22 protein-coding genes are annotated in these 25,530 nt (G+C 46.6%); 13 read left to right on the top strand and 9 right to left on the bottom strand.

The window, feature by feature from the left end; all coding sequences use genetic code 11:
- The first annotated feature begins 92 nt into the window (after positions 1–92).
- Entirely contained in the window at positions 93–1,568 is a 1,476-nt protein-coding gene (locus NWAT_RS12805) for a complex I subunit 4 family protein (RefSeq protein WP_013221468.1), read from the top strand.
- Positions 1,565–2,977, top strand: a complete 1,413-nt coding sequence (locus NWAT_RS12800; protein ID WP_013221467.1) for an NADH-quinone oxidoreductase subunit N — start codon at positions 1,565–1,567, stop codon at positions 2,975–2,977. Before NWAT_RS12805 ends, NWAT_RS12800 begins: the two co-directional genes overlap by 4 nt.
- A 111-nt stretch (positions 2,978–3,088) precedes the next feature.
- Here NWAT_RS12800 and NWAT_RS16335 read toward each other — a convergent pair whose 3' ends face one another.
- The 3 genes from NWAT_RS16335 to NWAT_RS12785 form a co-directional block, all read right to left on the bottom strand.
- Positions 3,089–3,256, bottom strand: a complete 168-nt coding sequence (locus tag NWAT_RS16335) for a DUF1328 domain-containing protein (protein ID WP_013221466.1) — start codon at positions 3,254–3,256, stop codon at positions 3,089–3,091.
- Between the two features lie 50 nt (positions 3,257–3,306).
- Complete coding sequence (locus NWAT_RS16330; RefSeq protein ID WP_013221465.1) at positions 3,307–3,474, bottom strand: DUF1328 domain-containing protein; 168 nt, start codon at positions 3,472–3,474, stop codon at positions 3,307–3,309.
- A gap of 108 nt (positions 3,475–3,582) precedes the next feature.
- Positions 3,583–4,635: an AI-2E family transporter gene (locus tag NWAT_RS12785; RefSeq protein ID WP_013221464.1), complete on the bottom strand. Its 1,053-nt coding sequence runs from the start codon at positions 4,633–4,635 to the stop codon at positions 3,583–3,585.
- Positions 4,636–5,019: 384 nt separating this feature from the next.
- Between NWAT_RS12785 and NWAT_RS12780 the strand changes: the two genes are divergently transcribed.
- Positions 5,020–5,733 (top strand): hypothetical protein, encoded by a 714-nt coding sequence (locus tag NWAT_RS12780; RefSeq protein WP_013221463.1) that lies wholly within the window; start codon positions 5,020–5,022, stop codon positions 5,731–5,733.
- 194 nt (positions 5,734–5,927) lie between these two features.
- On the opposite strand, the gene NWAT_RS12775 is transcribed toward NWAT_RS12780, so the two are convergent.
- Positions 5,928–6,365, bottom strand: a complete 438-nt coding sequence (locus NWAT_RS12775) for a PRC-barrel domain-containing protein (protein ID WP_013221462.1) — start codon at positions 6,363–6,365, stop codon at positions 5,928–5,930.
- A gap of 407 nt (positions 6,366–6,772) precedes the next feature.
- Here NWAT_RS12775 and NWAT_RS12770 point away from each other — a divergent pair, with 407 nt between their 5' ends.
- The 4 genes from NWAT_RS12770 (at position 6,773) to NWAT_RS12755 (ending at position 12,084) form a co-directional block, all read left to right on the top strand.
- Positions 6,773–7,297, top strand: a complete 525-nt coding sequence (locus NWAT_RS12770; RefSeq protein ID WP_013221461.1) for a hypothetical protein — start codon at positions 6,773–6,775, stop codon at positions 7,295–7,297.
- A 181-nt stretch (positions 7,298–7,478) separates the two neighbouring features.
- A complete protein-coding gene (locus tag NWAT_RS12765) occupies positions 7,479–8,003 on the top strand; it encodes a hypothetical protein (RefSeq protein WP_041350754.1) in 525 nt (174 codons plus the stop codon).
- Positions 8,004–8,302: 299 nt separating this feature from the next.
- Positions 8,303–9,706 carry a cytochrome b6 gene (locus NWAT_RS12760; protein WP_013221459.1) on the top strand — a complete coding sequence of 468 codons (1,404 nt, stop codon included), beginning with the start codon at positions 8,303–8,305 and terminating at the stop codon, positions 9,704–9,706.
- A gap of 374 nt (positions 9,707–10,080) precedes the next feature.
- A complete protein-coding gene (locus NWAT_RS12755; protein WP_013221458.1) occupies positions 10,081–12,084 on the top strand; it encodes an AsmA family protein in 2,004 nt (667 codons plus the stop codon).
- Positions 12,085–12,440: 356 nt separating this feature from the next.
- Here NWAT_RS12755 and NWAT_RS12750 read toward each other — a convergent pair whose 3' ends face one another.
- On the bottom strand, positions 12,441–12,620 hold the full coding sequence (locus NWAT_RS12750; RefSeq protein ID WP_013221457.1) for a hypothetical protein: 180 nt from the start codon (positions 12,618–12,620) through the stop codon (positions 12,441–12,443).
- 150 nt (positions 12,621–12,770) lie between these two features.
- Positions 12,771–13,742 carry a LysM peptidoglycan-binding domain-containing protein gene (locus NWAT_RS12745; RefSeq protein ID WP_013221456.1) on the bottom strand — a complete coding sequence of 324 codons (972 nt, stop codon included), beginning with the start codon at positions 13,740–13,742 and terminating at the stop codon, positions 12,771–12,773.
- A 528-nt stretch (positions 13,743–14,270) separates the two neighbouring features.
- Between NWAT_RS12745 and NWAT_RS12735 the strand changes: the two genes are divergently transcribed.
- The 5 genes from NWAT_RS12735 (at position 14,271) to NWAT_RS12715 (ending at position 21,080) form a co-directional block, all read left to right on the top strand.
- Positions 14,271–15,839 carry a glucan biosynthesis protein G gene (locus NWAT_RS12735; RefSeq protein WP_013221455.1) on the top strand — a complete coding sequence of 523 codons (1,569 nt, stop codon included), beginning with the start codon at positions 14,271–14,273 and terminating at the stop codon, positions 15,837–15,839.
- Complete coding sequence (mdoH, locus tag NWAT_RS12730; protein WP_013221454.1) at positions 15,836–17,878, top strand: glucans biosynthesis glucosyltransferase MdoH; 2,043 nt, start codon at positions 15,836–15,838, stop codon at positions 17,876–17,878. Before NWAT_RS12735 ends, mdoH begins: the two co-directional genes overlap by 4 nt.
- Before the next feature lie 100 nt (positions 17,879–17,978).
- Entirely contained in the window at positions 17,979–19,061 is a 1,083-nt protein-coding gene (locus tag NWAT_RS12725) for an AI-2E family transporter (RefSeq protein ID WP_013221453.1), read from the top strand.
- Between the two features lie 286 nt (positions 19,062–19,347).
- Positions 19,348–19,659, top strand: coding sequence for a hypothetical protein (locus NWAT_RS12720; RefSeq protein WP_013221452.1), 312 nt, complete (start codon positions 19,348–19,350; stop codon positions 19,657–19,659).
- 308 nt (positions 19,660–19,967) lie between these two features.
- Positions 19,968–21,080, top strand: a complete 1,113-nt coding sequence (locus tag NWAT_RS12715; RefSeq protein WP_013221451.1) for a hypothetical protein — start codon at positions 19,968–19,970, stop codon at positions 21,078–21,080.
- A gap of 46 nt (positions 21,081–21,126) precedes the next feature.
- On the opposite strand, the gene NWAT_RS12710 is transcribed toward NWAT_RS12715, so the two are convergent.
- Positions 21,127–22,248 carry a kinase gene (locus tag NWAT_RS12710; protein ID WP_013221450.1) on the bottom strand — a complete coding sequence of 374 codons (1,122 nt, stop codon included), beginning with the start codon at positions 22,246–22,248 and terminating at the stop codon, positions 21,127–21,129.
- Positions 22,249–22,327: 79 nt separating this feature from the next.
- Between NWAT_RS12710 and NWAT_RS12705 the strand changes: the two genes are divergently transcribed.
- A complete protein-coding gene (locus tag NWAT_RS12705; protein ID WP_013221449.1) occupies positions 22,328–23,818 on the top strand; it encodes an FAD-linked oxidase C-terminal domain-containing protein in 1,491 nt (496 codons plus the stop codon).
- A 45-nt stretch (positions 23,819–23,863) separates the two neighbouring features.
- On the opposite strand, the gene NWAT_RS12700 is transcribed toward NWAT_RS12705, so the two are convergent.
- Complete coding sequence (locus NWAT_RS12700) at positions 23,864–24,247, bottom strand: VOC family protein (protein ID WP_013221448.1); 384 nt, start codon at positions 24,245–24,247, stop codon at positions 23,864–23,866.
- Positions 24,248–24,429: 182 nt separating this feature from the next.
- A complete protein-coding gene (locus NWAT_RS16325; RefSeq protein ID WP_013221447.1) occupies positions 24,430–25,458 on the bottom strand; it encodes a YbaY family lipoprotein in 1,029 nt (342 codons plus the stop codon).
- Between the last annotated feature and the right edge of the window lie 72 nt (positions 25,459–25,530).

The raw sequence follows: 25,530 nt of genomic DNA, 5'->3' as shown, positions 1-25,530 counted from the left end.
CTGCAAACAACCTTACGGAGGGCCGCGCTTCCTCTGCCGCCTAAAGTCGGTAGTCCCCGCGCGGCGTAATTTATGGCAAGGTATCTCAATTCATGTTGAGCTTGACTATTTTTTTGCCCTTAGCCACGGCCTTGGTGGTGTTAATCCTGCCCCGTTCACGCCCTTTTCTGATTCGGTGGGTCGCTTTGGCGGGCGCCTTGCTGGCCTTTACCGCCGCCTTAGGTTTATTGACCGGGTTCGATGCCGCCCGGCCGGGATTGCAGTGGCGCGCCACCTTGCCTTGGATTCCGCCTGTCAATGCGGCCTACGATGTGGGCGTCAATGGTTTTTCGCTGGCGCTGATTTTACTGACGGCGTGGTTGCTGGTTACGGTGATGGTCTATGTGCTGCGGAATGACGATCGCCCCAAGGGCCACGCCGCGCTCTTTCTGCTCATGGCCACCGGCCTGTTGGGGGTCTTCGCCGCTCAAGACTTACTGCTATTTTATCTTTTCTTTGAAGTGGGCTTGGTGCCCATGTATTTCATTATCGGCCTCTGGGGTCATGAGGATCGCCGCTACGCCGCCATGAAATTTTTTCTCTATACCCGGGCCGCTAGTCTGGCGATTTTGCTAAGCTTTCTGGCGCTATATCTGTTGATGGAGCCCCATACTTTTTCGTTGCCCACCATCATCGAGGCCCAGCCCCTGGCCCAAGGGAGCACGGCTGGCGGCTGGATCATGCTGGGAATGCTCCTTGGCTTTGGCGTGAAACTGCCTACCGTGCCCCTCCATAACTGGTTGCCCGATGCCCATGTGGAAGCGCCCACCGAAGGCAGCGTGATGCTCGCTGGCATTCAACTTAAGATGGGCGCGTATGGCCTGCTCGCCATTATGCTGCCCACTATGCCGCGGGTAATGTTGGAGTACGCTTGGCTGTTGCTGGCGCTGGCCTTGATTTCCCTTGTTTACGGGGCACTGGCCGCGCTGGCCCAGCAGGATCTAAAGCGCCTCATTGCCTACACCTCCATCAATCATATGGGGTATATCATGCTGGCAGCGGCGCTGGCCGTGTTGGCGCCCACTGCAAGCGTGCAGGCATTGGCCCTAAATGGCGGCATTTACCAGATCATTAGCCATGGCCTGCTGACGGGAGGGATGTTTTTCGCCGTTGGCGTGATTCAAGATCAAACGGGGACGCGGGAGATGGGCCGGCTGAGTGGCTTATCCCGCCAGGCAACGGTCTTTTCCTTGCTAACTGGGGTGCTGGTGTTCGGCTCGTTAGGGTTGCCTGGACTTTCGGGATTTATTGGGGAATTTCAACTACTGGGAGCGGCCGTTTCCTGGAATTTCGGGGTCGCCGGGGTGACCCTGGCGGCGTTAGTGATCACCACGGGTTTATATCTGCGTATCGTGATCTCGGTGCTCTGGGGCGAGCCCCACGCGCAGGCGGCGGCGATGCGGGAGCCGGAAGGACGAAAGCTGGCGATCCTGGGGAGCTTAACGATTTTATCCCTGCTGCTAGGGATATTGCCAAGTTGGCTGTTGGGCATCATTCGGGAAACCACGCGGGGCCTGGCGGCAGGATGAAACTGTGGGCGCTCATCCCCGAACTTATCCTGGGAGGCCTGTGTCTAGTACTGGTCCCCCTAGCGGGCTGGGTACGGGGTCAATGGCGGGTGCTGCCAGGGCTAATGGCCCTGCTGGGAATGCTTGCCTGCCTGGTGGCGACCGCCAGAATGCTTTCCTGGCAGCCGGTGATGGCTTTCCATGGCAGTTACGCCCTGGATGGTTTTGCCCATGTTTTTAAGCTAATTATTGAGCTAAGCAGCCTTATGACTGTGGCGTTGCTGATGATATATTTCCGCGGCCGCTCCCAACAGGCCCCGGCGGCGGTCGCGGTGATGTTCGCCACCCTGGGGGCCGTGGGGCTGGCTTCTAGCCGGGATCTGGGCCTAATCGTACTTTTCTTTCAGATGATGAGCATGGCCAGCTATGTGCTGGTCGCCCTTGAACGCTGCCACCGACCCGCTCTGGAAGCCGCTCTTAAATATTTTATTTACGCGGGGGTCGCTTTAGCCATTATGGCCTACGGGCTGACTTTCTTGTATGGTTTAACGGGTAGCCTGAATTTACAGACGATTGGCAGCGGCTTGCGGGACGCAGATGGGCTGTGGGTAACCCTGGCCCTGATCTTAATCCTGGTGGGCTATGGCTTCGAGATCACGCTGGCGCCCTTTCATGTGTGGGCGCCGGATGTATTTGCCGGAGCGACGGCGCCGGTGGCGGGTTTTCTCGCCGTGGTGCCCAAAGCGGCCGGCATGGCGGCCCTGCTGCGCTTTATGCTGGAAGGAATGCTCGGTGAAATGGCCGGATGGCCCCTCTGGCTCGCGATAGGCGCCGCCGTAACCATGACGCTGGGCAATCTGATCGCCCTGCGGCAAAACCATCTAAAGCGCTTGCTCGCCTGGTCGAGCATCGCCCACGCAGGTTATCTTCTCATGACGGTGGCCGTGGCCGAACGGGAAACGGGCGCCTTGGCGGCTATTGGTTATTACCTCGCTGGTTATTTATTTATGACCTTGGGCGCCTTTGCGGTGGGGGCTCATTTGGAACGGGCGACAGGCAGCGACTCCTACGAAGCGCTCCGGGGCTTAAGTCAGCATGCGCCGGGGACTGCTGGAGTTTTGGCTCTATGCCTATTGTCGCTGGCGGGCATCCCACCCCTGGCCGGGTTTGCCGGCAAAGTTTTTTTGCTAGCAGCAGTGCTTGAGGGGGAGATGATAGGGCTTGCCGTCATCGCGGTGATTAATATGACGCTGGCGCTGTATTATTATGTCAAGATTATCGCCGAGGTATACCTTTACTCTCCTGTTCAGGTGTATTCCATGCCGATGAAAAAAGATTACCTTGCGCTGTATAGTAGCTGTTTAGCAGGCATCCTCGGTTTAGGAATTTGGCCTGGACCGTTATTGGCATTGCTGGAGGTAATGGGATAAATAATCACTTGGGTGGGTGATAACCTTTGTTGATCCCATCGCTGAAATGGTCAACCCCCAAACACCGAAGACCTCCCTGTCCATCGGTCCGGTGAAGCACACTCCTTAATATTAGAGGGGAGGCGCTCGTCGCCCTAAAAGTAAGAAGACCACGAATAAAATAATTCCCACCACAAATAAAATCCATGCGATATGGGTAGCCACCCCCGCTAATCCTGTGAAGCCAAAGATAGCTGCTATGAGCGCAATAATTAAAAAAGTTACTGCCCAGCCAAACATTTTTTTCTCCTTATCTATTTCTATTTTACGGCATAAAAGTATATTTCAACCTACAAAGGAGGTCGTCGCCGCCCTAAAATTAAGAAGACGACAAATAAAATTATTCCCACCACAAATAAAATCCATGCGATCTCCGTGGCCATCCCCGCTATGCCCGTGAAACCCAGAAGAGCCGCCACGAGCGCAATAATCAAAAAAGTTACTGCCCAGCCAAACATTTTTTCACCTCTTGTATGTCATTATTACGAAATAAAAGTATAGTTCATGATTTTTAGAAGCGCATAAATTTTTAAAAATTATCCATCTCAATCCGACGCCTTTTTCCCCTAAGGCAAATTTACCGACTCTTCTAATATATCTTCTATATAAAGCATTTGTATCAGCACCAGTATTACAACGGCAAAGGGTGTGGCTAGCAATACGCCAAGGATGCCAAAAGCCATTCCCATGGCTAACTGTGCCGTCAAAATAAGCGCGGGCGGGAGCATAATGACTTGCCGCTGGATTAAGGGTGTGATCACATAGCTCTCAAGGGTTTGGATAATAGTATAGAGTAGGATTACATACAGCACGCTCATGGGCCCTTGCAGCCAGCCCACTAATGCGGCAGGCACCACTGACAGCAGCGGGCCAATGTTAGGCACAAACGATAAAACCGCTGCTAAAAAAGCCAAGGCGGCCGCGGAAGGAATATCCAATAATAGTAGTCCTCCCCAGGTCAAAATGCCTATCACCGTCATCGAGGCTATTCTTCCTACGAGCCACCAACGCAACACATGCCCTAGTTCGCTTAAAACTAAGCTAGCGCGTTTGCGTCTATGCTTGGGGAATAAATGCAGGACGCCATTTATATAAACCTGGGGCTCCACGCTAAAATAGAAACCATTAGCAAAGATAATGAGAAGTCCCACCACCAAGCCCATTAGGCTGGAGAAAACCCCCGCTATTCGAGAAAACATATTTTGGGCAAGGAGAGTCGCTTTATCCTGCTGAAGAAAGTTCTCCAATAACTGCTCGATGATATCGTGTCCTTTTAAAAACGTTTGGAGACGGGCCAAGGCTTGCGGAATAATTTGATTGAGTTCGCTGAAATTATTGGCGATCGTGGGTCCTAGCAGCAAACTGCCCATGATTGCCAAATAAAACACAAGGAAAATCACCAGCGTAAGCGACCAACCCACGGAAAGAGGCACATGATTGCTCAGCCAGTTTGCGACGCCACGCAAAAATACCCCTACCAAGATGCCCGCAAACACCAGCAGCAATAGATGAGCTAGATGCCCAAGCAAGAACAAAAGAATAAAGACGGCTACCCCGATCCCTACGGCGATTAATAGGCGGCGTATAAAAAAATTCACCGGAAAATTCGTTGGCTCCATAAGCCCTCTCCTTTAGGGCCACTAGCTATACTAGGTTTCGGCGATAGAAATGGCTTTACTGGCTAAACCCCAGAGAATCGGGGATGACTAACTGCCTAAAACTCTCGTCGGGAGAACGCCCATCATTCACGGCATTCCTCTTCCTAAGTTTTAAGTAATTAGTTTAGAACACCTGGTATGGAAAGGAACTATAGAGGTTGGTAAGCCAAAATTTTGATTAGAGCTTTGGAAAATTTCTCTTTGGGTATATAAGATTAATTTAAAGCTACAAGCTGAAGGGTAAAAAAAGATGAGTTCCTTCTTGTATGTATTTAAATATGCGCTCAAGCCAGCGATCATTTTTATAGTAGTGGCCGGTCGGCAGATATATAGGAGAAAGCCGTTATGAGACAATCCAATAGGATGCTCACTACGTTTATTCCTCTTATACTATTCGTTGCCAGCTGTACACCGCCGGCAGCTAACTTAAAGCCAGCCTCCACGGCGAATGAAGTGACGCGCTTAGAGGACGCTGCTGTTAGCCGGGTGAAAGGGGTTCAGGTAATCGTGCAAGCGGGCCCATGGCCCGGACCCCAACCCATTCAAAATGAAGTGACGCCGGTACGGGTACTCATCGATAACCAAAGCGAGACGGCACTGCGCTTGCGTTACAATGACTTCGCCCTCATCGCCGATGACGGCATGCGCTACGCTGCCTTGCCCCTGTATCAAATCGTGGGATCTATTCCGGAGCCTGTCGTCAACCCTGGCTACACGGCAATAACTGAACCCCATTTCGTATACCATGCTTTCACAGTTGCCCCGTTCTACGCCGAGATCTATCCTACTATGGCGGCTTATCGCGGCACATTTGCCTACGATCCATTCTACTATGATACTTACAATGCTTACTGGATAAATCTACCATTGCCAACTCAAGAAATGTTTAAGCGGGCACTACCAGAAGGCGTACTAGAGGCTGGCGGCCACATTGAAGGCTATCTTTATTTTGAACGCGTCTCGGATGACTTGTCACGGGTGACCTTCCGGGCCGATTTGAGCAGCGCCCAGAGCAATCAATTTTTTGGCGAAATCCGGATTCCATTCAGGGTGCAGTGATGCATCCTCTTAGAACCTTGATGAAAAGAGAACGACAGAGAGGGATAGATGGATTTAGTAAAAATAAAAAAGAAGTCCTACTTATTTGGAGAAATACAGGGAAATGCACTGTTCCTTTCCAAGGTTGTGAGGAACACCCCAAAGTTTTTTCGTGCTTGCCGTCCCTGGCGAACACGTTTAATAGACTAATAACCCTAGGGCGTATAACCTTCCCAATAGGGACGAGTTCCATAACGGCTATGGACATCGCTAGCCCACCGTTGATCAGCCATTGATGGCCAATTATCTTTATCAAATCCGGGGTCGTTCTCAAGGACTTCTTTATTAACTCTTAATACAAAACACTTTTCATTCGCGTCCAAGGTTAAGGCATTCCACGGTACGGCAAATAATTTATCTCCCATGCCGAGAATCCCCCCAAAGGATAAAACCGCATAGGCTATCCGGCCTTTAGGTACATCTATCATGATGTCCTTGATTTTACCTAACTCTTCTCCTTCCAGATTGTACACTTCATTATTTTCCAGAGAATTGGCGGTCATGAGATAGGGACCCGGTCCGCTAGTATTGTCTTCGCCTCCAATGACTCGGGGTTGTTCGCTGCCGGGGGGAGTAGTTATAGGTGTATTCATGGTTTCCTCCAAAGGTTAATGATTTATTTCATATCTATAGCGTGCCCTGATATTTGTAGCAAAAAATATACCGATAATATTAGGCCCTCGTCTAAGCAAAATAAAATGATGACTAGGGCCTATTTTTCTTGATTTAGCTCGCTTTTTTTATTTTAGTTAGCAAGCAACTACATTTTTATTTATGTAAAAATTTTCTTGGTGATGTAATAATTTCAAGTTATATGCACGCTCAGCATCCATAAGAAAACGATTCTATTTTTAAATATTATTTATGCTAGACAATTCTAGAAAACGTTCTATAGTTATGTGTTAAAAGATTTTGATAGAAAGAGTTCTGTTTTTAGTTACCTATGGTATAGAGAACATTTCCCAAACTAAATTTTATATGTTAAGTAAAGGAGATAAGTATGAAAAAGATTTTCTGGAAAGAAAGGATGGGCACTCTCCCAAAAATGACTATAGCCGCCATGGCTAGCGCTGCGCTTATGTCCCTGCCTGCCCTGGGTATAGCTCAGACAGCTGTCCCGCCTTCTCCAGGTGCCGACCAATCCTCTCGGATGGGTGGGCAGCAAGCAAGTGGCCAAGCCCAGACGGTAGAAGATGTGAAAAAGCTCCTGAAAAATATAGAACGTTACGATGGCCAGAAAGTTACCGTTTCCGGGGAAGTGGAAGAAAGGATTGATAAGAAAGCCTTTATCCTTGAAAGTGGCGGGATATTCAATGATGAAATAGTCGTAATAGTGCCGAAAGGCAATCTAAACGTTCAGGAAGACGATGAGGTTACGGTTACCGGAACAGTTCGTTCGGCCAAATTTGCTGACATTGAAAATGAATATCAGTGGGTAGTTAACGAAGAAATTAAAGATGAGATAGAAGATACAAAAGCATTTCTTATTGCAGACCATGTAGATATAACAGAACAGGACGATTAGTTACCTTGAAATAAAACCTCCTGGCGATCCCATCTAGGATCGCCAGGGTTGCGTTTCCTAATGCCTATAAGCTATTCATTATTTTTAAGTCTTTCTATAAAATCTTAATGATCATTGGTAGCGGCTATCCATAAATTTTTTATTTATAACGATTCTGATTTCCTATTATAAAGAGGTAAAAATGATGAAATTTTTACAGCAACTAAACATAGACACCGTCACAAAAACGTTTATAGCCGCCATGGCTAGCGCTGCGCTTATGTCTCTGCCTGCCCTGGGTAGCGCGCAGACAACTGTCCCGCCTTCTTCAGGTGCCGACCAATCCTCTCGGATGGATGGGCAGCAAGCAGGTGGCCAAGCCCAGACAGTAGAAGATGTAGAAAAACTGCTAGATAATATAGAACGTTACGATGGCCAGAAAGTTACCGTTTCCGGAGAAGTAGAAGAAAGGATTGATAAGAAAGCCTTTATCCTCGAAAGCGGCGGGCTTTTTAACGATGAGATAGTGGTTGTGATGCCAAAAGGCAATCTTAATGTTCAGGAAGACGACGAGGTTACCGTTACCGGAACGGTTCGCGCGGTGAAGTTTGTGGACGTTGAGCGTGAATACGATTGGGTTCTGGATGAAGAAATTAGAACCGAGATAGAAGACGTGGATGCGTTTCTTATTGCGGACCATGTTGATGTAACAGAACGGGACGATTAGTTGCCTTAAAAAAACCTCCTAGCGATCCTAACTAGGATCGCTAGGAATTATATTTTCTATTCTCTACCGCAAAAGACAATTACCCCGCCTTGAAAGCTTTTTGCGGCGGTCCTATGTGGGGCTGTCGTGGGGGGTTATTGTTAACCTCTTTTTTCGCTTTTGTAGGGATTCATTCAATTTCTAAAACCTTCTGTTCTGAGGCTTAACGTTTTTAAAAATTTCCTAGACTGTTTCTTATCGTTAGCTATTATTCAAATAATCATTAATATTTACTTAAGAACTATTTTAGAGGAACAGACATGGAAAGAAAAAGGTATTTTTTCAAAAGCTGGTGGATAGCAATCAGTATGGGTTTGGCGTTGGTTGGCGGTAGCGGAATTCTATTGGCGGATGAGCAAGCAACGAGCTATAAACCAGTTGCGATAAAAAAAACTTTTGATGAAGTGAAGCAACAGGATATTGCCGCTAAACCTAACGTCACGAAGCATCAGAAAACCCTTTTGGAGCAGCGTTATGAGCTTCAGGACCAGCCTTCCAAGACGATCACTATGTCGGCGGGGAAACCCGTGCAGGAGGGAGTTCGGGTAAAGCTGCCGGAGGGAACCACCTGGGAGCAGCTTGCTGCAATGACTGCCGAGGAAATTAAGCAGCGGGATCTATTCCCCCAAGGCTTTCGGCCCCTTCCTCATCCTAAACATAATATAGGCGGCCAAGTTTACCCCCCCAACCAAATCGAGGCTATCCAAAAAGCGGAGGGTCGGGATCTTTCTCGCTTCGATGTAGAGTTTGATCTACCAGAGCACTTCTTACCTGAGTTTCCTCCGCCTGTCTATTTAACGACTCATCCGGAACTAGGAGATGTTTCGCGGGGCGAGGTGCTCACCATCAAGAATTACTATCGGCTTCTGAATGGAATCATTACGCCTGTTCAAATGGAAGGCTTACGGTTACTACTCACTCCCTTTCCCCAGCAGGAGTTTAACCAGACTGAGGATAGAAAAGTTAAGGAGCCCACCTTAGGGGTTACCTGTCTCGATTGCCATGTCAATGGACACACCAATGCCGCTTTCCATCTCAACCCGGATACCCGTCCTCAAGAGAATAGGTTTCGGCTGGACACGGTAAGTCTACGAGGTATGTACAATCAGCAGATCCATGGCTCCAAGCGTTCCCTGCGCTCGGTGGAGGATTTTTCCCAATTCGAGCAGCGGACCGCCTACTTTGATGGCGATCATGTGATTGCAGCTAAAAAAGGGGTTCATCTGCCTAATCGTACCGAGCAAGTGGCAATGATGGCCCAGATGCAAAATATGTTTGATTTTCCGCCAGCGCCCAAATTAGACGCAACGGGTCGCTTGATACCCGCAACGGCGTCCGAGAAAGAGCAGCGCGGCGAGAAGCTCTTTTTTGGTAAAGGTAAGTGCAGCGTTTGTCATATACCGCCAGCCTTTTTAGATCATCAAATGCATGATCTCCACCTAGAGCGCTTCTATGAGCCAGAAAAAATCAACCATCAATATAATGTAGCTAATGGTCCGATTAAAACCTTTACCCTACGGGGCATCAAGGATTCTCCTCCTTATCTCGCCGATGGCCGACTCTTAACTTTAGCTGACACCGTAGAATTCTTTAATTTAGTTTTGCAGTTGGATCTGACTTCTCAGGAGAAAGAGGATTTATTATCCTATCTCTATGCTCTCTAAGCAGCCAACGCCCCCATAGAGGTTAAAAAGCCATTAGAATGCAGATCAGATAAATAGGACGGATAAAAAAAAGCCTGGCGAGTAGCCAGGCTGAAGAGAGGAGGTCAAAACACTAGTAGTATTAATTATTTTATGCTCTGTAAGAGAGCTGTTCTATAAGGACATACCCCTACATTAAACTGTTTTGGACTTTATTAAAATTCACCTTTTTTTGTGGTGGATGGATAAGAATAAGCATCTACACTCATGAGTAGTTCGTTCTCCGCCCCATCCTATCTAATTAGAAAGAGAATGGGGGAAAATAAGCGCAAGTAGTGATTACAAACGTTAACATTTTATTCCAATAATCTGCCTTTTTTAAATTAAGCGAATTCATGCTAAAAAAATTATGTGTCCTATTAGCCCTTATCATTGCAGTCCTGCTGTTAGTAATAATAGTGGCGATAATAGTGCTTGATGAGAATAGGGTTAAAAAATGGGCTTCCAGCTACGTAGAACAAGCGTATGGCAGAGAATTGGTGATAGCGGGTGATCTCAAGTTAGATTTATTGACATTGCAACCTAGCATTACAATAAAAGGAATAAGGCTAGAAAACGCGGAATGGGCGGATAAGCCCAATATGGCGACTATCAGTAAAGTTTTTTTCCAGTTTGAACTTTTGCCGTTAATACTGGGAAAAATCAACCTCCTAGATGGGGAAATCAGGGATGGTCAAGTGTTTTTGGCTGAGCAAAAGAACAAAACTAATTGGAATACTTTCTTACCGCAAGAGAAAAAGCCTCCGGGTTATTTTGCAGTAGAGAAGATCAGAAGTTTTAAGCTAAGTAATTTTACGGTGGCTTACCATAACAAAGCAAAAAAAGAAACCCATACCTTGCGGATGGAAAACATTCGGTTGCGAGATTTTTATTCCCCCCAAAGAAAAGTCTCCTTCCATGGGAGGATTGATACTATTCCAGTTAGTTTTCAAATTGATCAAAAAGCAAGCAATGAAAAAAAGGTAGATAAACTTCTCGTGCTGACAGGTCATATCGACACGATAGCACTTTATGCTACTGGCGATATTTCCGGCCATCCTAAGAGAGTAAAGGGTAAAGTGCGGGTAAAGGGGACCGGGGAAACATTATCGCGGTTAGCCAAGCTAGCCGGTTTAGAAACCAGAACTTTTCATGCTTATGACGGTTCTGGCACTATTGATGCAAATATAGAGGATAGATGGTTAAATCTGACTCAGCTGACGATTAATTATGGTCAGAGTCAAATGAGAGGGAAGTTGAAGATAGACTTAAATGAAAAACGAACGCTTGTTAGAGGAAATCTGCTATTCCCGGTGCTGGCAAGCCCAGATTTCAGGCCCGTGGCTAAAAAAGGCGCGGCCGAGTTAAAAGAAGAAGTCACGGATATTGATGTTAAGGCGCAAGAAAAGCAAAGCGAGAAGAAAAAGCTCTTCGATGATGATCCTATCGAGCCTTTTATCCCAGCAAGGCTTGAACTTTACCTACGTATAAAAGTGGATAAATATGTCGGCGGTGATTGGGATAGGCTTATTCAAGGAGGTAAACTTAATATTGCAATCAAGGAAAGGCAGCTTGCGCTGCATCCATTAAAAATAAGGATGCTAGGAGGAAAGGCTGTTCTGAAAGGGCTCATCGATCAATCTAGGAATAATTTAACAGGAGCCGACCTTAAACTAACCGCTAATCATTTTGGACTCAAGAAAATCTCTGAAGAGCTAGCCGATCTTGACAATAAGCTCAATATGGATGACATCATTGGAGGGAATTTTGATGCGGTGGCTAACTTGCATGCCAGTGGTAGTTCACCGCAAGGGGTGGCTTCCACCTTGAATGGGGATCTGAACTTCCTGGTTGAGGACGGCTATATCAGCAGTTTGCTGGTAGAAGCCCTGCAGCTCGATGTGACTGAAGCGCTCGTTTCTTGGCTGGCCGATAATCCAAAGCCGGAATTGAACTGTCTGGTGGGATTATTTGATATCAATTCCGGACGTATCGAAACCAAGTCCCTGCTGATCAATACTGATGACTCTAATGTAGTGGGTAATGGATTCGTGGATCTGGATAAGGAGTTAGTGAGGTACGTGTTGACTGCCAGGGAAAAAGATTTCTCTTTAACCGGGGCGCCCATTAAAATAGTGACAGAGGGCGATCTATTGAATCCCAGAATTGATATTGGTGGCAAAGATTCAGTGCTTGAGGTGGCTGCCGAGGTGTTTGCTACCCCTATCGCCAAAAGCTTTAAAAATATCTTTAGCGGTGGAAGAGAGAGTAAGAATAAAAAATTAACTAATTGTAAGAAGTTTATGGCCGATATTGCTCGTATTCAGCAAGAAAGCAGGCGTTATGAAAAAATCCGTTAATTTATGAAAAGAGTGTGTGGGTGGGGGAGACGCCGGTAAATCTGTAAAAATTGAGACTTGAATCTGACGGACCATTGGCCAGTGTGTGTCAGGTGGGCTATGCTGTCGGTATAGATATTATAATAAGTTGCTTTGTTTACATTTTTTGGAAGGATTTCTAGGAAATTCTACTTATTTTGTGGGGCGACGCTGCGCATACTTCACCTACTCTGAAATGAAGGAGAAAGGTATAAGCAGATCTAGGCCAAACAGCCCAATGCGGGTAGCATTAGGCTGTTTGCTCATCTATCTTCGTTCACTCTCTCAGCATAAAGCTGTGCAATGTTACGCTGGATGAGGGTTCTTAAATTTTTACTTTATCGATCGGTAGCATCTTCCATACGATCCCCAGCGTCTTCCATGCGATCACCCGCATCTTCCATTGTTTGGTCTATATTCTCACCCGCACGCTCAGCCGGGCCCTCCTGTTCACAACCGCTTAGCCAGGCGCTTCCTGCAAGAAGTAGAGCAATGATTACAAGCTTAATCTTCATCATTTTTATGATCCTCTTCATTTTATATGGGTTTAAAAATTAGTTGATGACTACGGACTTCTAAAAAATAATAGTCTATTTTTTAAATATTTCAAGTTAATTATAAATAAATTAGTCATACTTATAGCTTTCTCCCTCTTTGCAGCCTCCTTGTTACTTCGATGCAGGAATAGTTAACTTAGTCCCTACCAATAATTGATCAGGATTTTTGATCTTATCCTGATTTGCCTCGTAAATCACACGCCACTTATTCGCATCGCCGTAGACTCTCGCGGCAAGAGATGAAAGAGAATCACCCCGTTGAATAGTGACTGATTTTGAGTTAATTTCTTCTCCGCGCTGGTCCATCCCTGAAGGTTTGGGCTGCTCTGGTGGAGTGCTGGGTAGCCCAATGGATTTAGGACGCTCTGTCGAGGCTTCCTCTCCCTTTTGCCCTATTCCCGAAGGTTCGGGTTGTTCCGTTTGAAGGGGAGAAGATTCGCTAGATTGAGAGCGGAAAGATTCCGTGTTCTCTAGCTCTTCCGCTGTCGGGACTTTCCCTCTCTCATAGGGTTTCTTGGGGGCTGGTTCAAATGAGTTTTCCTCGTGCGAGGTGGGTTCGGTCTGTTTAGGGACTGTTTGGGCAGGCATCTTATCCCGCGCTAGCTGTGGAGAAGACTCTCCGGGTTTTTCAGATTCAGCCTTCTCTTCCTCCCTATTTAATTCCTCTAAAATCGCGGCAAAGTCATCCTTTTCCTCTTTTAGCGTAGCTTCCTGTTCGTTAGTAGCTAATGTATATTTTTTATCATTAGCAGCTAGCTCATCAGTAGATTCGGGTTCCGCGGATTTAGTTGCGCTTGCCTGGGGAGCGAGTGCTTTATTTTCCTGGTTGGTTACCTTTACTTCTTCACCCTGGCGGCCAAGGTATGTCCATACTGCACCTGCTGCTAATATTACAATCAATAAGAGTACAATGACTACGGACAAAATCCCACCATAACTTCTCGTGGGACCGCACCCAAAAGGCTTATGGTTAGCTCGGCGGTAGTAATTATGAACGTTGGACCTGGAATGATCCATCATTACTCCAACAGTAGTATTTTTTAAGCCAGTTAAAGTCGAAATAAGGGATAAATAGGCTTTCATTTTTATCCTTCCTTTTTTTATAGTTTACCGAGGCGTACTAAACTTATAGTACAACTAAACTACTTTTACAGTTAAGATTTTTTTGGTATGAGGCGCAGGCCCTTAGTAGTGAGCAGTTTTTGAACCTGATGGATGCGTTGGTTGATAGCTTTACCGCAAAAATCAAGCGAACTGAAAGCATTAGATGGATTTGGCTTGTTGGATATGGAACCAGTAATAAATAATAAAACTTGAATGTATAGAAGTAACTCTCTAATATCATTCTTCGCATTAAAGAAGGGCGTCATGCTTGTTCATTCGTTAGCTTCACTGACCGTTCCTTAAATTCCCTGATTGTTTATCAGTAGACATGCTCCCCGTCCTTGCTGATTTCAACAAGCTTACGATTATTACTCTGGTATCTGAAACCATTTAATTTCTACTGGCTTCTGATGATGCCAGCAGGCATTTTTAAGCCTGGAAACTCTGTTTGCTTTATCTGTTTTTATACTAATGAATCATACAACCAATAAGCGTAAATGTTTTGCTATGAAACAAAAAATAGGTTATTTTTTAATATTATTTCTTTTCCTAGCCCCAGGGATGGCTAAGGCGGAGCCGAATTTAATACCCGCTCAACAAACGGATACCCCCTCTACTAAGCCTTTTGATTTTTCCATAGTGGAGAAAATAGCGCGCCAGCAGGCAACACAGCCCTATAGCGAAAACTCGGAAGCAGGCGTACTACCTGAATCGTTGGCTGGCCTTGACAATGACCAATACCATAATATCCGTTATAACCCAAAACAGACTCTTTGGCGGGGGCAAGATCTGCCCTTTCAATTGCAGTTTTTCCCTCGTGGGTTTTTGTTCAAGGACCAGGTTACGATTCATATTATTGAAAAAGGTATCCCCCACACGGTTACCTACTCGAACAGTCTATTTGATTTTGGAAATCATTCATTCTCTGAACCACTTCCCCCCGATCTTGGCTTTGCTGGTTTTCGGATATTTTACCCCCTTCGTAAGGATAAGGAGCTGAACGAAATAGCTGCTTTCTTGGGGGCTAGCTACTTCCGTGCCATTGGTTTAGGGCAAGTGTATGGCCTTTCCGCTAGAGGCTTAGCGGTAGATACGGGCCTAACAAAAACGGAAGAATTCCCACTATTTAAAGAATTTTGGATCCAAAAGCCCAACAAGCAAAGTAGCGAGCTTACCGTCTATGCTCTGTTGGATAGTCCAGGTATGACTGGGGCCTATCAATTTATTATTCGGCCAGGCATAACCACCACGCTAGAAGTTACCTCCCATTTATTTTTCCGACATGGAGTTGAGCGTCTGGGTATGGCCCCCCTCACGAGCATGTTTTTTCATGGGGAAAATACGGATTATTTTGTGGATGATGTCCGCCCTGAAGTCCATGATTCGGATGGTCTGCTCATTGGTAAGGGTAATGGCGAGTGGGTCTGGCGGCCGCTCACTAACCCTCGCCGCCTGCAGGTAAGCGTTTTTAGTGATACCGATCCTATTGGTTTTGGCCTGATGCAGCGCGATCGACATTTTGGCCACTATCAAGATCTGGAGAATAAATACCAGTTACGGCCAAGCGCCTGGGTAGAAAGCGTGGGGCAGTGGGGGGAAGGCGCTATTTACCTTATCGAGATTCCAAGCGATGCGGAACAAAATGATAATATCGCTGCTTTTTGGGTTCCTCAGCAACCGATCAGGGAAGCGGAAGACTGGGTTTTTAAGTATCGCTTGCACTTCTTGGCTAATAACTCGCCCGAGCCTGCTGGAGGAGGTAAGGCACTCACTACCCGGATTGGTAGTGGCGGAGCAGAGGTATTGAACGGTAAGCGGCGTAAATTCGTAGTGGATTTTGCCAGCGAGACTCTTCGACTTATCAGTAAGCACGCCCCTGTAGAGGCTGATATTAGTACTTCTCAGGGGCGTATTATGCATCCTGTGGTACATAAGAATCCCTTTACTAACCACTGGCGCCTGAGTTTTGAACTAGAATCGGAAGCGAGTGAAAAACCTATAGATTTGCGGGCTTATCTTAAAGTCGGTGAAGAGACGCTAAGTGAAACCTGGATCTATCAATGGAGCAAACCATGACTTTTCCGGCTATCTCTAAATATAAACGTATCCTTAGGCGACAAATTTATTATGGCTTGGTTCTTATCACCACTTTCGGCGCGCTCTTTTTGCTCACGGGAGTTTTTCAAAAAGGCGGTATCACGCTGTTGGAAGGCTTGCTCCTTCTCTTATATATGCTTCTAATTCTATGGATCAGCGCTTCTTTTTGGACTGCGATCCTCGGCTTCTGGAGTTTGCTCCGGCAAGGCGATGATCCGCTCTCAATTTCTGCCTGGACTTTAAAGAAAAAACCTACTACTACCCCAAGCCCGCTTGCTAAAACGGCTCTGGTCATGCCGATTTATAATGAGGAACCGCAAAGAGTATTCGCGGGGCTGCGAGCAATTTATCAATCCTTGCTCAAAACGGGCCAAGCGGAAACATTCGATATTTTCATCCTTAGCGATACCCAAGACCCGGATCTCTGGGTGGAGGAGGAGTGGCATTGGCATCGAATGTGCCAAGAGCTAAACGCTCATGGGCGTATTTTCTATCGTAATCGGGAACAAAATAGTGGCCGCAAGAGTGGCAATATTGCTGATTTTTGCAAACGGTGGGGAGATGCTTACCGTTATATGATTGTTCTTGATGCGGATAGCCTTATGGGAGGCCGCACTTTGGTGCAAATGGTTGAGCTGATGGAAGCGCATCCTTCGACCGCTTTAATCCAGGCGCCCCCCCGCCCCGTTAATCGCGAATCTTTGTTTGCCCGTATCCTGCAATTCGGGGCTAGCCTTTATGGTCCCTTGTTTAACGCGGGCATTGCTTTTTGGCAATTAGGGCAGAGCAATTATTGGGGTCACAATGCCATCATCCGTATTCAGCCGTTTGTTCAGCATTGCGATTTGCCGAAGCTCTCTGGCCGCGAACCCTTTGGTGGCGAAATCCTCAGTCATGATTTTGTTGAAGCGGCTCTACTCCACAAGGCCGGTTGGGAGGTTTGGCTTGCGCCTGATCTCAGGGAAAGTTATGAGGAACTTCCCTCCACCCTGATTGATTACGCCAAACGGGATCGCCGCTGGTGTCAAGGTAACTTGCAACATCTTTGCCTCCTCTTTTCCCCTGGCTGGCGATCTATTAGCCGCCTTCATCTTCTTATGGGAATTATGTCTTACTTGGCTTCACCACTTTGGCTGCTATTCCTAATAGTGGCCGCGATTGAGGCTTATATACAAAGCCACAAGGAAATCGACTATTTTTTAAGCAATAGTCTCTTTCCCGTATGGCCTGAATCCTACGCTATTGAGATGACCACGGTGCTGATAGTGACCCTTTCCATGCTCTTTGTCCCTAAGCTTTTAAGCCTTGTTCTCTTGTTTTTGAATAAGCAAGAACAGGTATTCCATGGCGGCATGGGAAAAGCGAGCCTTAGCGTAGTACTAGAAACCTTATTCTCAGCGCTTATTGCCCCCATACTCATGCTGTACCAAAGCAGATTCGTAACGGCAATCTTGTTACGCCAGAACATCGGCTGGCCCTCCCAACGCCGGGATGAGCATAAGCTTGGCTTAAAGGAAGCATGGGTTGCCCACCGGGGACAGACGTTATTGGGTCTTACAGCAGGCTTAATAAGCTATTTTTATATTCCAGTTTTTTTCTGGTGGCTCACGCCCGTATTAATAGGGCTAGTACTATCTATCCCTCTTTCCATGTATTCAAGCAGCATTTACTTAGGCCAGCGCGCCCGAGAAAAAGGATTGTTCCTGATCCCGGAAGAAACCTGGCCACCGCAGGTACTTATCTTGCTGCATGAAAACCTTGCCAGCCTATCCACGCAATCTAGCCTTGACGGCCAAGGAGCAAAGCGGCTATTCGGAGATTCGGAAGTCCGCGCTATCCATCTACATCTCCTACCTGAACGCACTTTAAGCAAGAGAGAAAGGTACTATCTCAAGGCATTAAATTATAAATTAATAGAACAAGGGTTTGACAGCCTATCCGCTCGGGAGAAGCGTTACTTACTCTCCGATCCAAAGTCCCTAAAAGGTCTATCCATTGAGCTATCCAATACCGGATAGACAATAAAAGACTAAGCTATATTAAAGATAGAAGTCTGTCTACAAGCTATTAAGCCATGTTTTAATCCTTTAACGCTATTTTTGAGATAGATAAAAAGATATGACCCAACTAGATGATGAAGCGCAAAATCGTTACCGAAAAATCTTTATTATGTTACTGCTGATCTCTATTCTAGCAGTCTTTTTAGTGATGATTCATGAGTATATTATTGCTGTTCTTTTAGCGATTATTTTCACTGCCATGCTGTATCCTGTGTATGCTTGGATTTTAAAGAAATTTCATGGCAAGCAGGTGCTATCGTCAATGACTACGCTCCTGTTGGCTATTCTAATGATTGGTCTGCCGTTGCTAGGTTTGCTTGGCGCCGTGGCTGCTGAAGCGATTCAAGTCAGCGATACTATTGGCCCCTGGATAGAGAAAAAAATCCCTGATCAAAACGTCTCCTCCCTTCACGAATTTCCACAGTGGCTACCGTTCGCTGATCAGCTTGAGCCTTATAGAACGCGTATTTTAGCTAAAGTAGGGGAGTTTGCCGGTAATGCAGGTGCATTTATCGCAAGTGGAATTTCTAAGGCCACCCAAGGCACGATCGGTTTCATCGTAAAATTTTTCATTATGTTATATGCCATGTTTTTCTTTTTTATATGGGGGCCGGATTCGCTTATTAACTTAATACGTTACCTTCCCCTTACTGAAAAAGATCGTTCCCATATTCTTGAAAAAGGGCTTTCAGTCACAAAGGCGACCTTAAAGGGTATTCTTATTATTGGGGTATTACAGGGAACGCTAGTAGGGCTCGCCTTCTGGATAGCTGGCATTAAAGGGGCTATTTTTTGGGGTACCATCACGGTCGTGTTATCCGCGATTCCGGGGCTCGGTGCCCCCGTTGTTTGGATTCCGGCGGTAATTTATTTGCTAGCTACGAATCAGATAGGCTGGGCCATTGGGATGACGTTATGGGGGATAATTATCGTAGGCTCGGTTGACAACATCCTGCGTCCGCGAATTGTGGGCAGCGAGACCAAAATGCCCGATTTACTGATTTTGTTAGCTACTTTGGGTGGTATTCTTATGTTTGGAATGGTGGGTGTTATTGTTGGCCCCATTATCGCCGCCTTGTTAATCACTGTACTCGATATTTATGGAAAAGTATTTACTAATCTTTATTCCCAGGTGGAATGACTTAACCATAGGAGTTACTTTCTTTCATTAAGTTACTCCTATGATGTCTGATTGTATTAGACCTCTTACTAAGGGTTTACCTGTATAGAATTATCCTTCTAGAGTGACTATTCTTAAAAAAGATGCTCGTGACTGAGTTCAACCGCCCTGAGTCCAAGAAAAAAGGAGGCATTTGAAAACCGAGTAGTAAAGTTTAGAATTTTTAAGGGAATTACGATCCCTTAATTCCAACTACTGAAAGCTATGTAGGGCATATTTCTAACTGATGAAAATAAGGAGTCAACTCATGAAAAAGAGAAATTTACTTTTAATTTCCGCCGCTGCTTTATCCCTTATGCTAGCAAGCGCGACACTATCCGCGGAGCAGCATCAAGGTATGGACAAGGGCCAACATAAGGGCATGGAAGGCATGGACAAGGGCCAACATAAGGGCATGGAAGGCATGGACAAGGGCCAACATAAGGGCATGGAAGGCATGGACAAGGGCCAACATAAGGGCATGGAAGGCATGGACAAGGGCCAACATAAGGGCATGGAAGGAGGAAGTTCCACGCAACGTCCAGGACAATCAGGCTCTGGTAGCGGGGGAGGTTACTAATTGTTCGGGTTAATAACATTCCTTATTTAATGACGATGGGTATAATCGTATAACTATAGAGCGCCCGTTTGCATAGCAAGTGGGCGCTCTATTTCATGGATTAAGGTATGAACATTGTTTAAAGATCTGTTGGTCCCTGACTACGACTCTATCCGATTTCTCAGCAGATATAGAAATCATCCATTCTCGCCGCTAGACCATTAGACTATAGCGATATATAGAAGGACTTATAATATAGTACTGCAAAAACATAAGTTTTTTCTTTATTCAAAGGTGGATTTATAAAGTAAAGTTGCTTCTTCAAAAGAATGATTCGTTATTTTTCCCTATTAGTCATATTAATTTTTATTCCTACCCTGCTCATTGCTTCTACTAAAACTTTTCCCCCTGACTTTTATCGTCAGGTAAATTATCTTCTCACCAGCAAGCAAAATATGAGCGAACCCTTGGTTCTAAAAGCTCATCAAATTGTGCAACACATTGTCAAAACTACTGAAGACAGGGAAGGTTTCGTGCAGAAAGTAAAGGAATTAAAAGCTTATCTCCGAATCATATGCGACTTATCTCAGTTGCAAGCGCTTCAACGGGCGCTTCTCCTTGAAGAAGAAATTAATTCCCGCATTGAATCTTGGAATAAAGAAACCAAGCGCAGGCGCGGTACAATTTCCTGGACAGCAATCGCACTGGGCGCCCTTCTTGGCCTGCTCATTGTTGTCTTTAGAGCCATTCGAGAAGATAGACTAGAGTTAGAGCAGCTTCGGAAAATGGGTATTGATATACTCATTTGGGCGCCTCTTACCATTGGTGGCGGGCTCAGCGTGGGGAATGTGATTGCTGCAAAGGAGGTAGAACATAACCCTATGCTTTTGGTACATCCGGCTGAACTGATGAGGGCTCATGCTGGGGATGTAGCTACCTATGAGATTGAATCTCAATTGAAAGCATTTTTAGCAGCAAAAGATAAATCGTCCCGCTCCCAAGTAATACAAAAAAAAATTCAAGCCTTGCATTCCAAGGCTCCTGAACGAGTAAGCTCAAGAATACGTTATATGAACAAGGTAATAAAATATGCGCCCCAAGAAGTATTGGAAATCCCCAAAGAAGAACAGCAGGAACGACTGGAAATCCTGCAAAAAAGCCTTTCTACAGAGTTTTCCTCAACGTCGATGACAACTACTTGGTGGGACGAGTTACGCTATTTTCTTAGCGATTATACTTATAAGATTGCAATAGTTGGCGCCATCTTGGGAGCCATTATTTTTCTTCTCCCCTTATGCTTCAGTAACGGATGGTCCTGGCCATACGCGGCCCTGCTGCTTGTGATTGGCCTCAGCGTAGGTTTATCCCTGGGCCAGATGGGAGGAGAACTTATAAAAAAAGAAACGCCCCAGGAAATCCTTTACCATGAAGCCGCCTTCTGAAGAAAGCTCGAGAGAAATTATTAAATTAAATGATTGGCGACTCCAGCTAGGTACGGGATCTTATTTTAACGCTCTGAAACCGCCGATAATCGTCAATTTTCAGAACGAGATCAGCCCGCCCTGGCATTTCATCTAACAGGTATTCCGTCAGCCGTTGAAAGTGCATAATAAAATGCCGCAGTTCTGATGGGCTCATGGTGCGCCGATCTTCCTTACTGCCCTGCCTTTGTTGCAATAGTTGGGCAAGTTGTTGTTCCTGTTCCAGCCGCTGCCTATAAACCACCTCGAAGGTGGGTATTTCCAGGAAGAGCAGGGCATTCAATAAACCAAACAACTGTGCATACTCATTCTCCAGCATCCGATTGACATAATGGCGCCACGTTCCTTCCCGGTCTTCCTCCGCCTCAAGAGTATTCATAGGCTTAACCAGACGCGGTTCAGGTTCTGGCCTGGCCCCCACACACCATCCTTCAAATAAAATGATAGCCGGTTTTCCTTGAAAGGCGATCCATTTCTCCCGCGGTAAAGGATTATCTGTTGCCTTATCAAAAACCGGCAGTGAAGTCACGGTGCTTTGGTTTACCTCTTTCAGGGATGTCAATATTTCCATGGCCAGCGATATATCGTGCGTGCCTGGCACCCCCCGGGTCCGGAAAAGAGGATGGACCTGATCCGCCAGACGGCGGCGCTCAGTCTGGCTAAGGTAAAAATCATCGATGGATAAAATAGCCGTCCGTTGGTCAAAACCGGCCTCAAGAATAATCTGGAGCAGGCCACAAAGGGTAGATTTGCCCGATCCTTGAGCTCCGCTTACCCCAAGGACAAATGTCTCCTTGGGATTTTTTTCTCTCTGCATCACTAGCCACTGGGCTAGCGGGAGATAAATCCGCCAAAGCGTTGCTAGTGGCGGAGGATTTAACCGCAACTGCCGGCATCTAGCCTTGAAGGCAGGATAAATTAAGGGTAGCAGGTGGCATTTAGTCGTTAGCAGCTGCTGGGTATAGGTTGCTGCTGTCTCCGAGGCGCCCCAGAATTGGCCTGTCTTCCTTTCTAATTGCTTTAGGAGCAAACGGGCGCGGGCATCGAGATCACCAAATTTCGCCCCTTTTCCTAGCCTACGGAGAACATGAGCGACTTCATCCGCTTCCATCAATTCGGAACTCTTCAATTCTGTTTTCCCTCCAAGAAGACTGTAAAATGTTATGATTTATCATTGAACATACAATTGTCCTAGAGGAGTTGACCCCTTGTCGTCGCCAACTCATGAGATCTTCGGCCGTTCCATCCCTAAGCGTAAACTCGTTAAAGCATTCAGTACATTCCTTTCCCCAGAAGCTATTCTTTTTGAAGAGGAAGATCTGCGCCCTTATGAGTGTGATGGACTTTCCGCCTATCGCGCCCTCCCCGGAATAGTAGTCTTACCGGAAACAGTGGCGCAGGTTCAAAAAATCCTGCGCCTTTGCCATAGTCGGGATATTCCGGTGGTGGCGCGAGGGGCGGGCACCGGCCTTTCCGGAGGAGCCTTACCCCTGAAAAACGGTGTACTGCTTAGTCTTGCGAAATTTAACCGTATCCTTGCTATTGACCCTGTTAGCCGCACAGCCCGGGTGCAGCCAGGCGTACGTAATCTGGCTATCTCTCAAGCAGCTGCTCCCGCCGGGCTTTATTACGCTCCTGATCCTTCCTCGCAAATTGCCTGTACCATTGGCGGCAATGTGGCAGAAAACTCTGGCGGCGTCCACTGCCTTAAATATGGTCTCACGGTGCATAATATCCTTGGATTAAAGATACTGACCATGACGGGGGAGCAAATTGTCCTGGGGAGTGAAACCCTTGATTCCCCTGGCTATGATCTGCTAGCCCTCATGACGGGATCGGAAGGGCTGCTTGGAGTTATCATTGAAGTTACGGTCAGGCTTTTGCCCCTCCCCGAGCGGGCACAGGTAATTTTGGCGGCCTTCGATAACGTGGCCAAGGCGGGCGCCGCGGTAGGGGGAATTATCAGCGCGGGCATCATTCCCGCGGGTTTGGAGATGATGGATAATCTGGCGATCCGGGCCGCCGAGGATTTTGTTCATGCGGGCTATCCTCAGGAAGCCGCCGCCATTTTGCTATGTGAGCTAGACGGCACCCAGGCGGAAGTTTCTCATCAGATTCGCAAAGTCCGGGAATTGCTGCTGAGCCATGGCGCCGTCGATATTCGTACGGCCCTGGATGAGCAAGAACGGGCAAAATTATGGCAGGGGCGCAAAGCGGCTTTCCCGGCCGTTGGCCGCCTAGCGCCCGACTATTACTGCATGGATGGGACCATTCCCCGTAACCGTTTGCCCCAGGTCCTGGAGCGGATTAACGAATTTTCCCAGGAGTTTGGCCTGCCCGTGGCTAACGTTTTCCACGCGGGAGACGGAAACCTGCACCCTCTCATCCTCTATGATGCTAATCGCCCTGGCGAGCTGGAGCGGGCTGAACAACTCGGAGCTAATATCTTGGAGCTTTGTGTTGCCGTTGGTGGTACTATCACCGGCGAACATGGGGTAGGAGTAGAAAAAATTAACCAGATGTGTATCCAATTTGGCACCGCTGAACTACAACAATTCCACGCCCTCAAAGCTGCCTTTGATCCCAAGGGCCTGCTTAATCCGGGGAAAGCCGTTCCTACTTTGCATCGCTGTGCCGAATTCGGGGCCATGCATGTTCATCACGGTAAACTTCCTTTTCCAGAACTGGACAGATTTTAATCAATATTCGATTAACAAAAGCCCCGCCGAAAACTTTAGCATAGCCTAGTTGCCGCCACCATAGGGCCGGGTGATAATTTCGAGAAGGTGCCCATTAGGGTCCTCAAAGTATAGGCCGCGACCACCATCGTTGTGGTTGATTTTATCTGCTTGGGTTTGGCCTGGATCAGCCCAATAGCGAATATTACGTTCGCGAAGTCGGGCGAAGATTTCATCAAATTCCGTTTCTGTAATGAGGAAAGCGTAGTGTTGCGAGGTGATGTCGCCATCGGTTTCATAGAAATCCAGATTTACCTTGTTGTCCATTTCAACCACCAGGAACGGACCGAATCGTTTAGCGTCAGGTAGTCCAAGTATCTCAGTCAGAAATTTTGCCGACTCTTCCTGATTACGTGACATCACAATAGTATGATTAAGTTGCACAGCCATAGCGCCCTCCTTTATTTGTAAACGCAAATCTATTGCTTGGATGCTTATTTTAACAGGGTATCCTTTTAATCTTAAAAGATGCGCGGAGTTTTTCCTCTGGGCAGCGTAAGTATTAGCGAGTTAAAAACCTTTTGAAATACTTGAAGTACCCAGAATAAGAAGGCAGGCGTTAATATGGCGGTCTATTCCAAGAAACGTCCGCAACCTCGATATGTTTTATCCGCCAATTTGAGAATCACTTGGGCTTCGAACTGCTCACCGCTCATGCTGTCCATGCAGGCTTCTGGTGCGATTACGATCCGTAGTCTATGAGACCCTGTTTTTGTCTCGTAGATGGTGCTTTCACCACTTGTTTTTGGATTTATCCAAGGTAGGGAAACCCTGGACTTACCATAATCCATCAGCAGATTGACCCTGTGTCCCTTAACAATTTCTATTATCCAGCCAGGCTCATTGCCAGTGGCATGGAAGTCCACAGGCCAGAACGTACTTGGAATGCGCGCCTCGCGTTCTTGGTTGCGGTGGCAATTCTGATAGCGTTTACCGCCGATCTCGAGTATGGCGCTATTACCCTTATTCCAAAAAAGTATCTCCTTTCCTTCGTATTTGGCGCCGGATGCGGCGCGTACTCGAGCTAATGTCTCGTTGCGGCCTTGGGGAAGATAGAGAGTAATTTTGTCGGGACTGCTAACTGCGCTAAAGGCAAGATCGTGGCACTCAAATACCCACGGGCGAGCAGGCTTTTTCTTTGAATTTGGTAGCTGTCCTTGTTGGAAAGCGGCGCGATGCAGCGTTAACGTAATGGATGGAGGGGGATCGTTAGGATTCACCTCCTTACGCACTGTCGTTGTCCATAGTAATTGGCCATCTGCTTTGAGGATTTGCGCCTGTAGCGAAAATTTATGATCACTCTCCAATGGAACCGGCTTGTATTCTAAGCGGAAAGGGATAGGTACCGAGTGACTGGGCTCAACAACCTGCTCTGCTATTTGTTGGCTAGTTCCACTAGCCTGGTTAATCTTTTCCAGAACAACCCGTACCGTGGTGTTTGGTGGAAGTGCCATGCGTTCCCGGTAGCTTACCATTCCAGAGATGGTTTTTTTCTGTAAATCATGATGGGAGTCGTTACTTACTGGTTGGTCGTCGGAATTACTACAGGCGGTTAGAATTGCGAGCCCCATAACCGCCAACAAGCACTTTGTTTTAGACATAATAGAATTAATATTAACATAGCGTTATAAAATAAAATCTGATTTCTTTACCTTTCCTTACAAAATATATAT

The sequence above is a fragment of the Nitrosococcus watsonii C-113 genome, assembly GCF_000143085.1.
In the GTDB taxonomy this organism is placed as follows: Bacteria; Pseudomonadota; Gammaproteobacteria; order Nitrosococcales; family Nitrosococcaceae; genus Nitrosococcus; species Nitrosococcus watsonii.
This window is presented reverse-complemented; position numbering and strand designations above follow the sequence as displayed.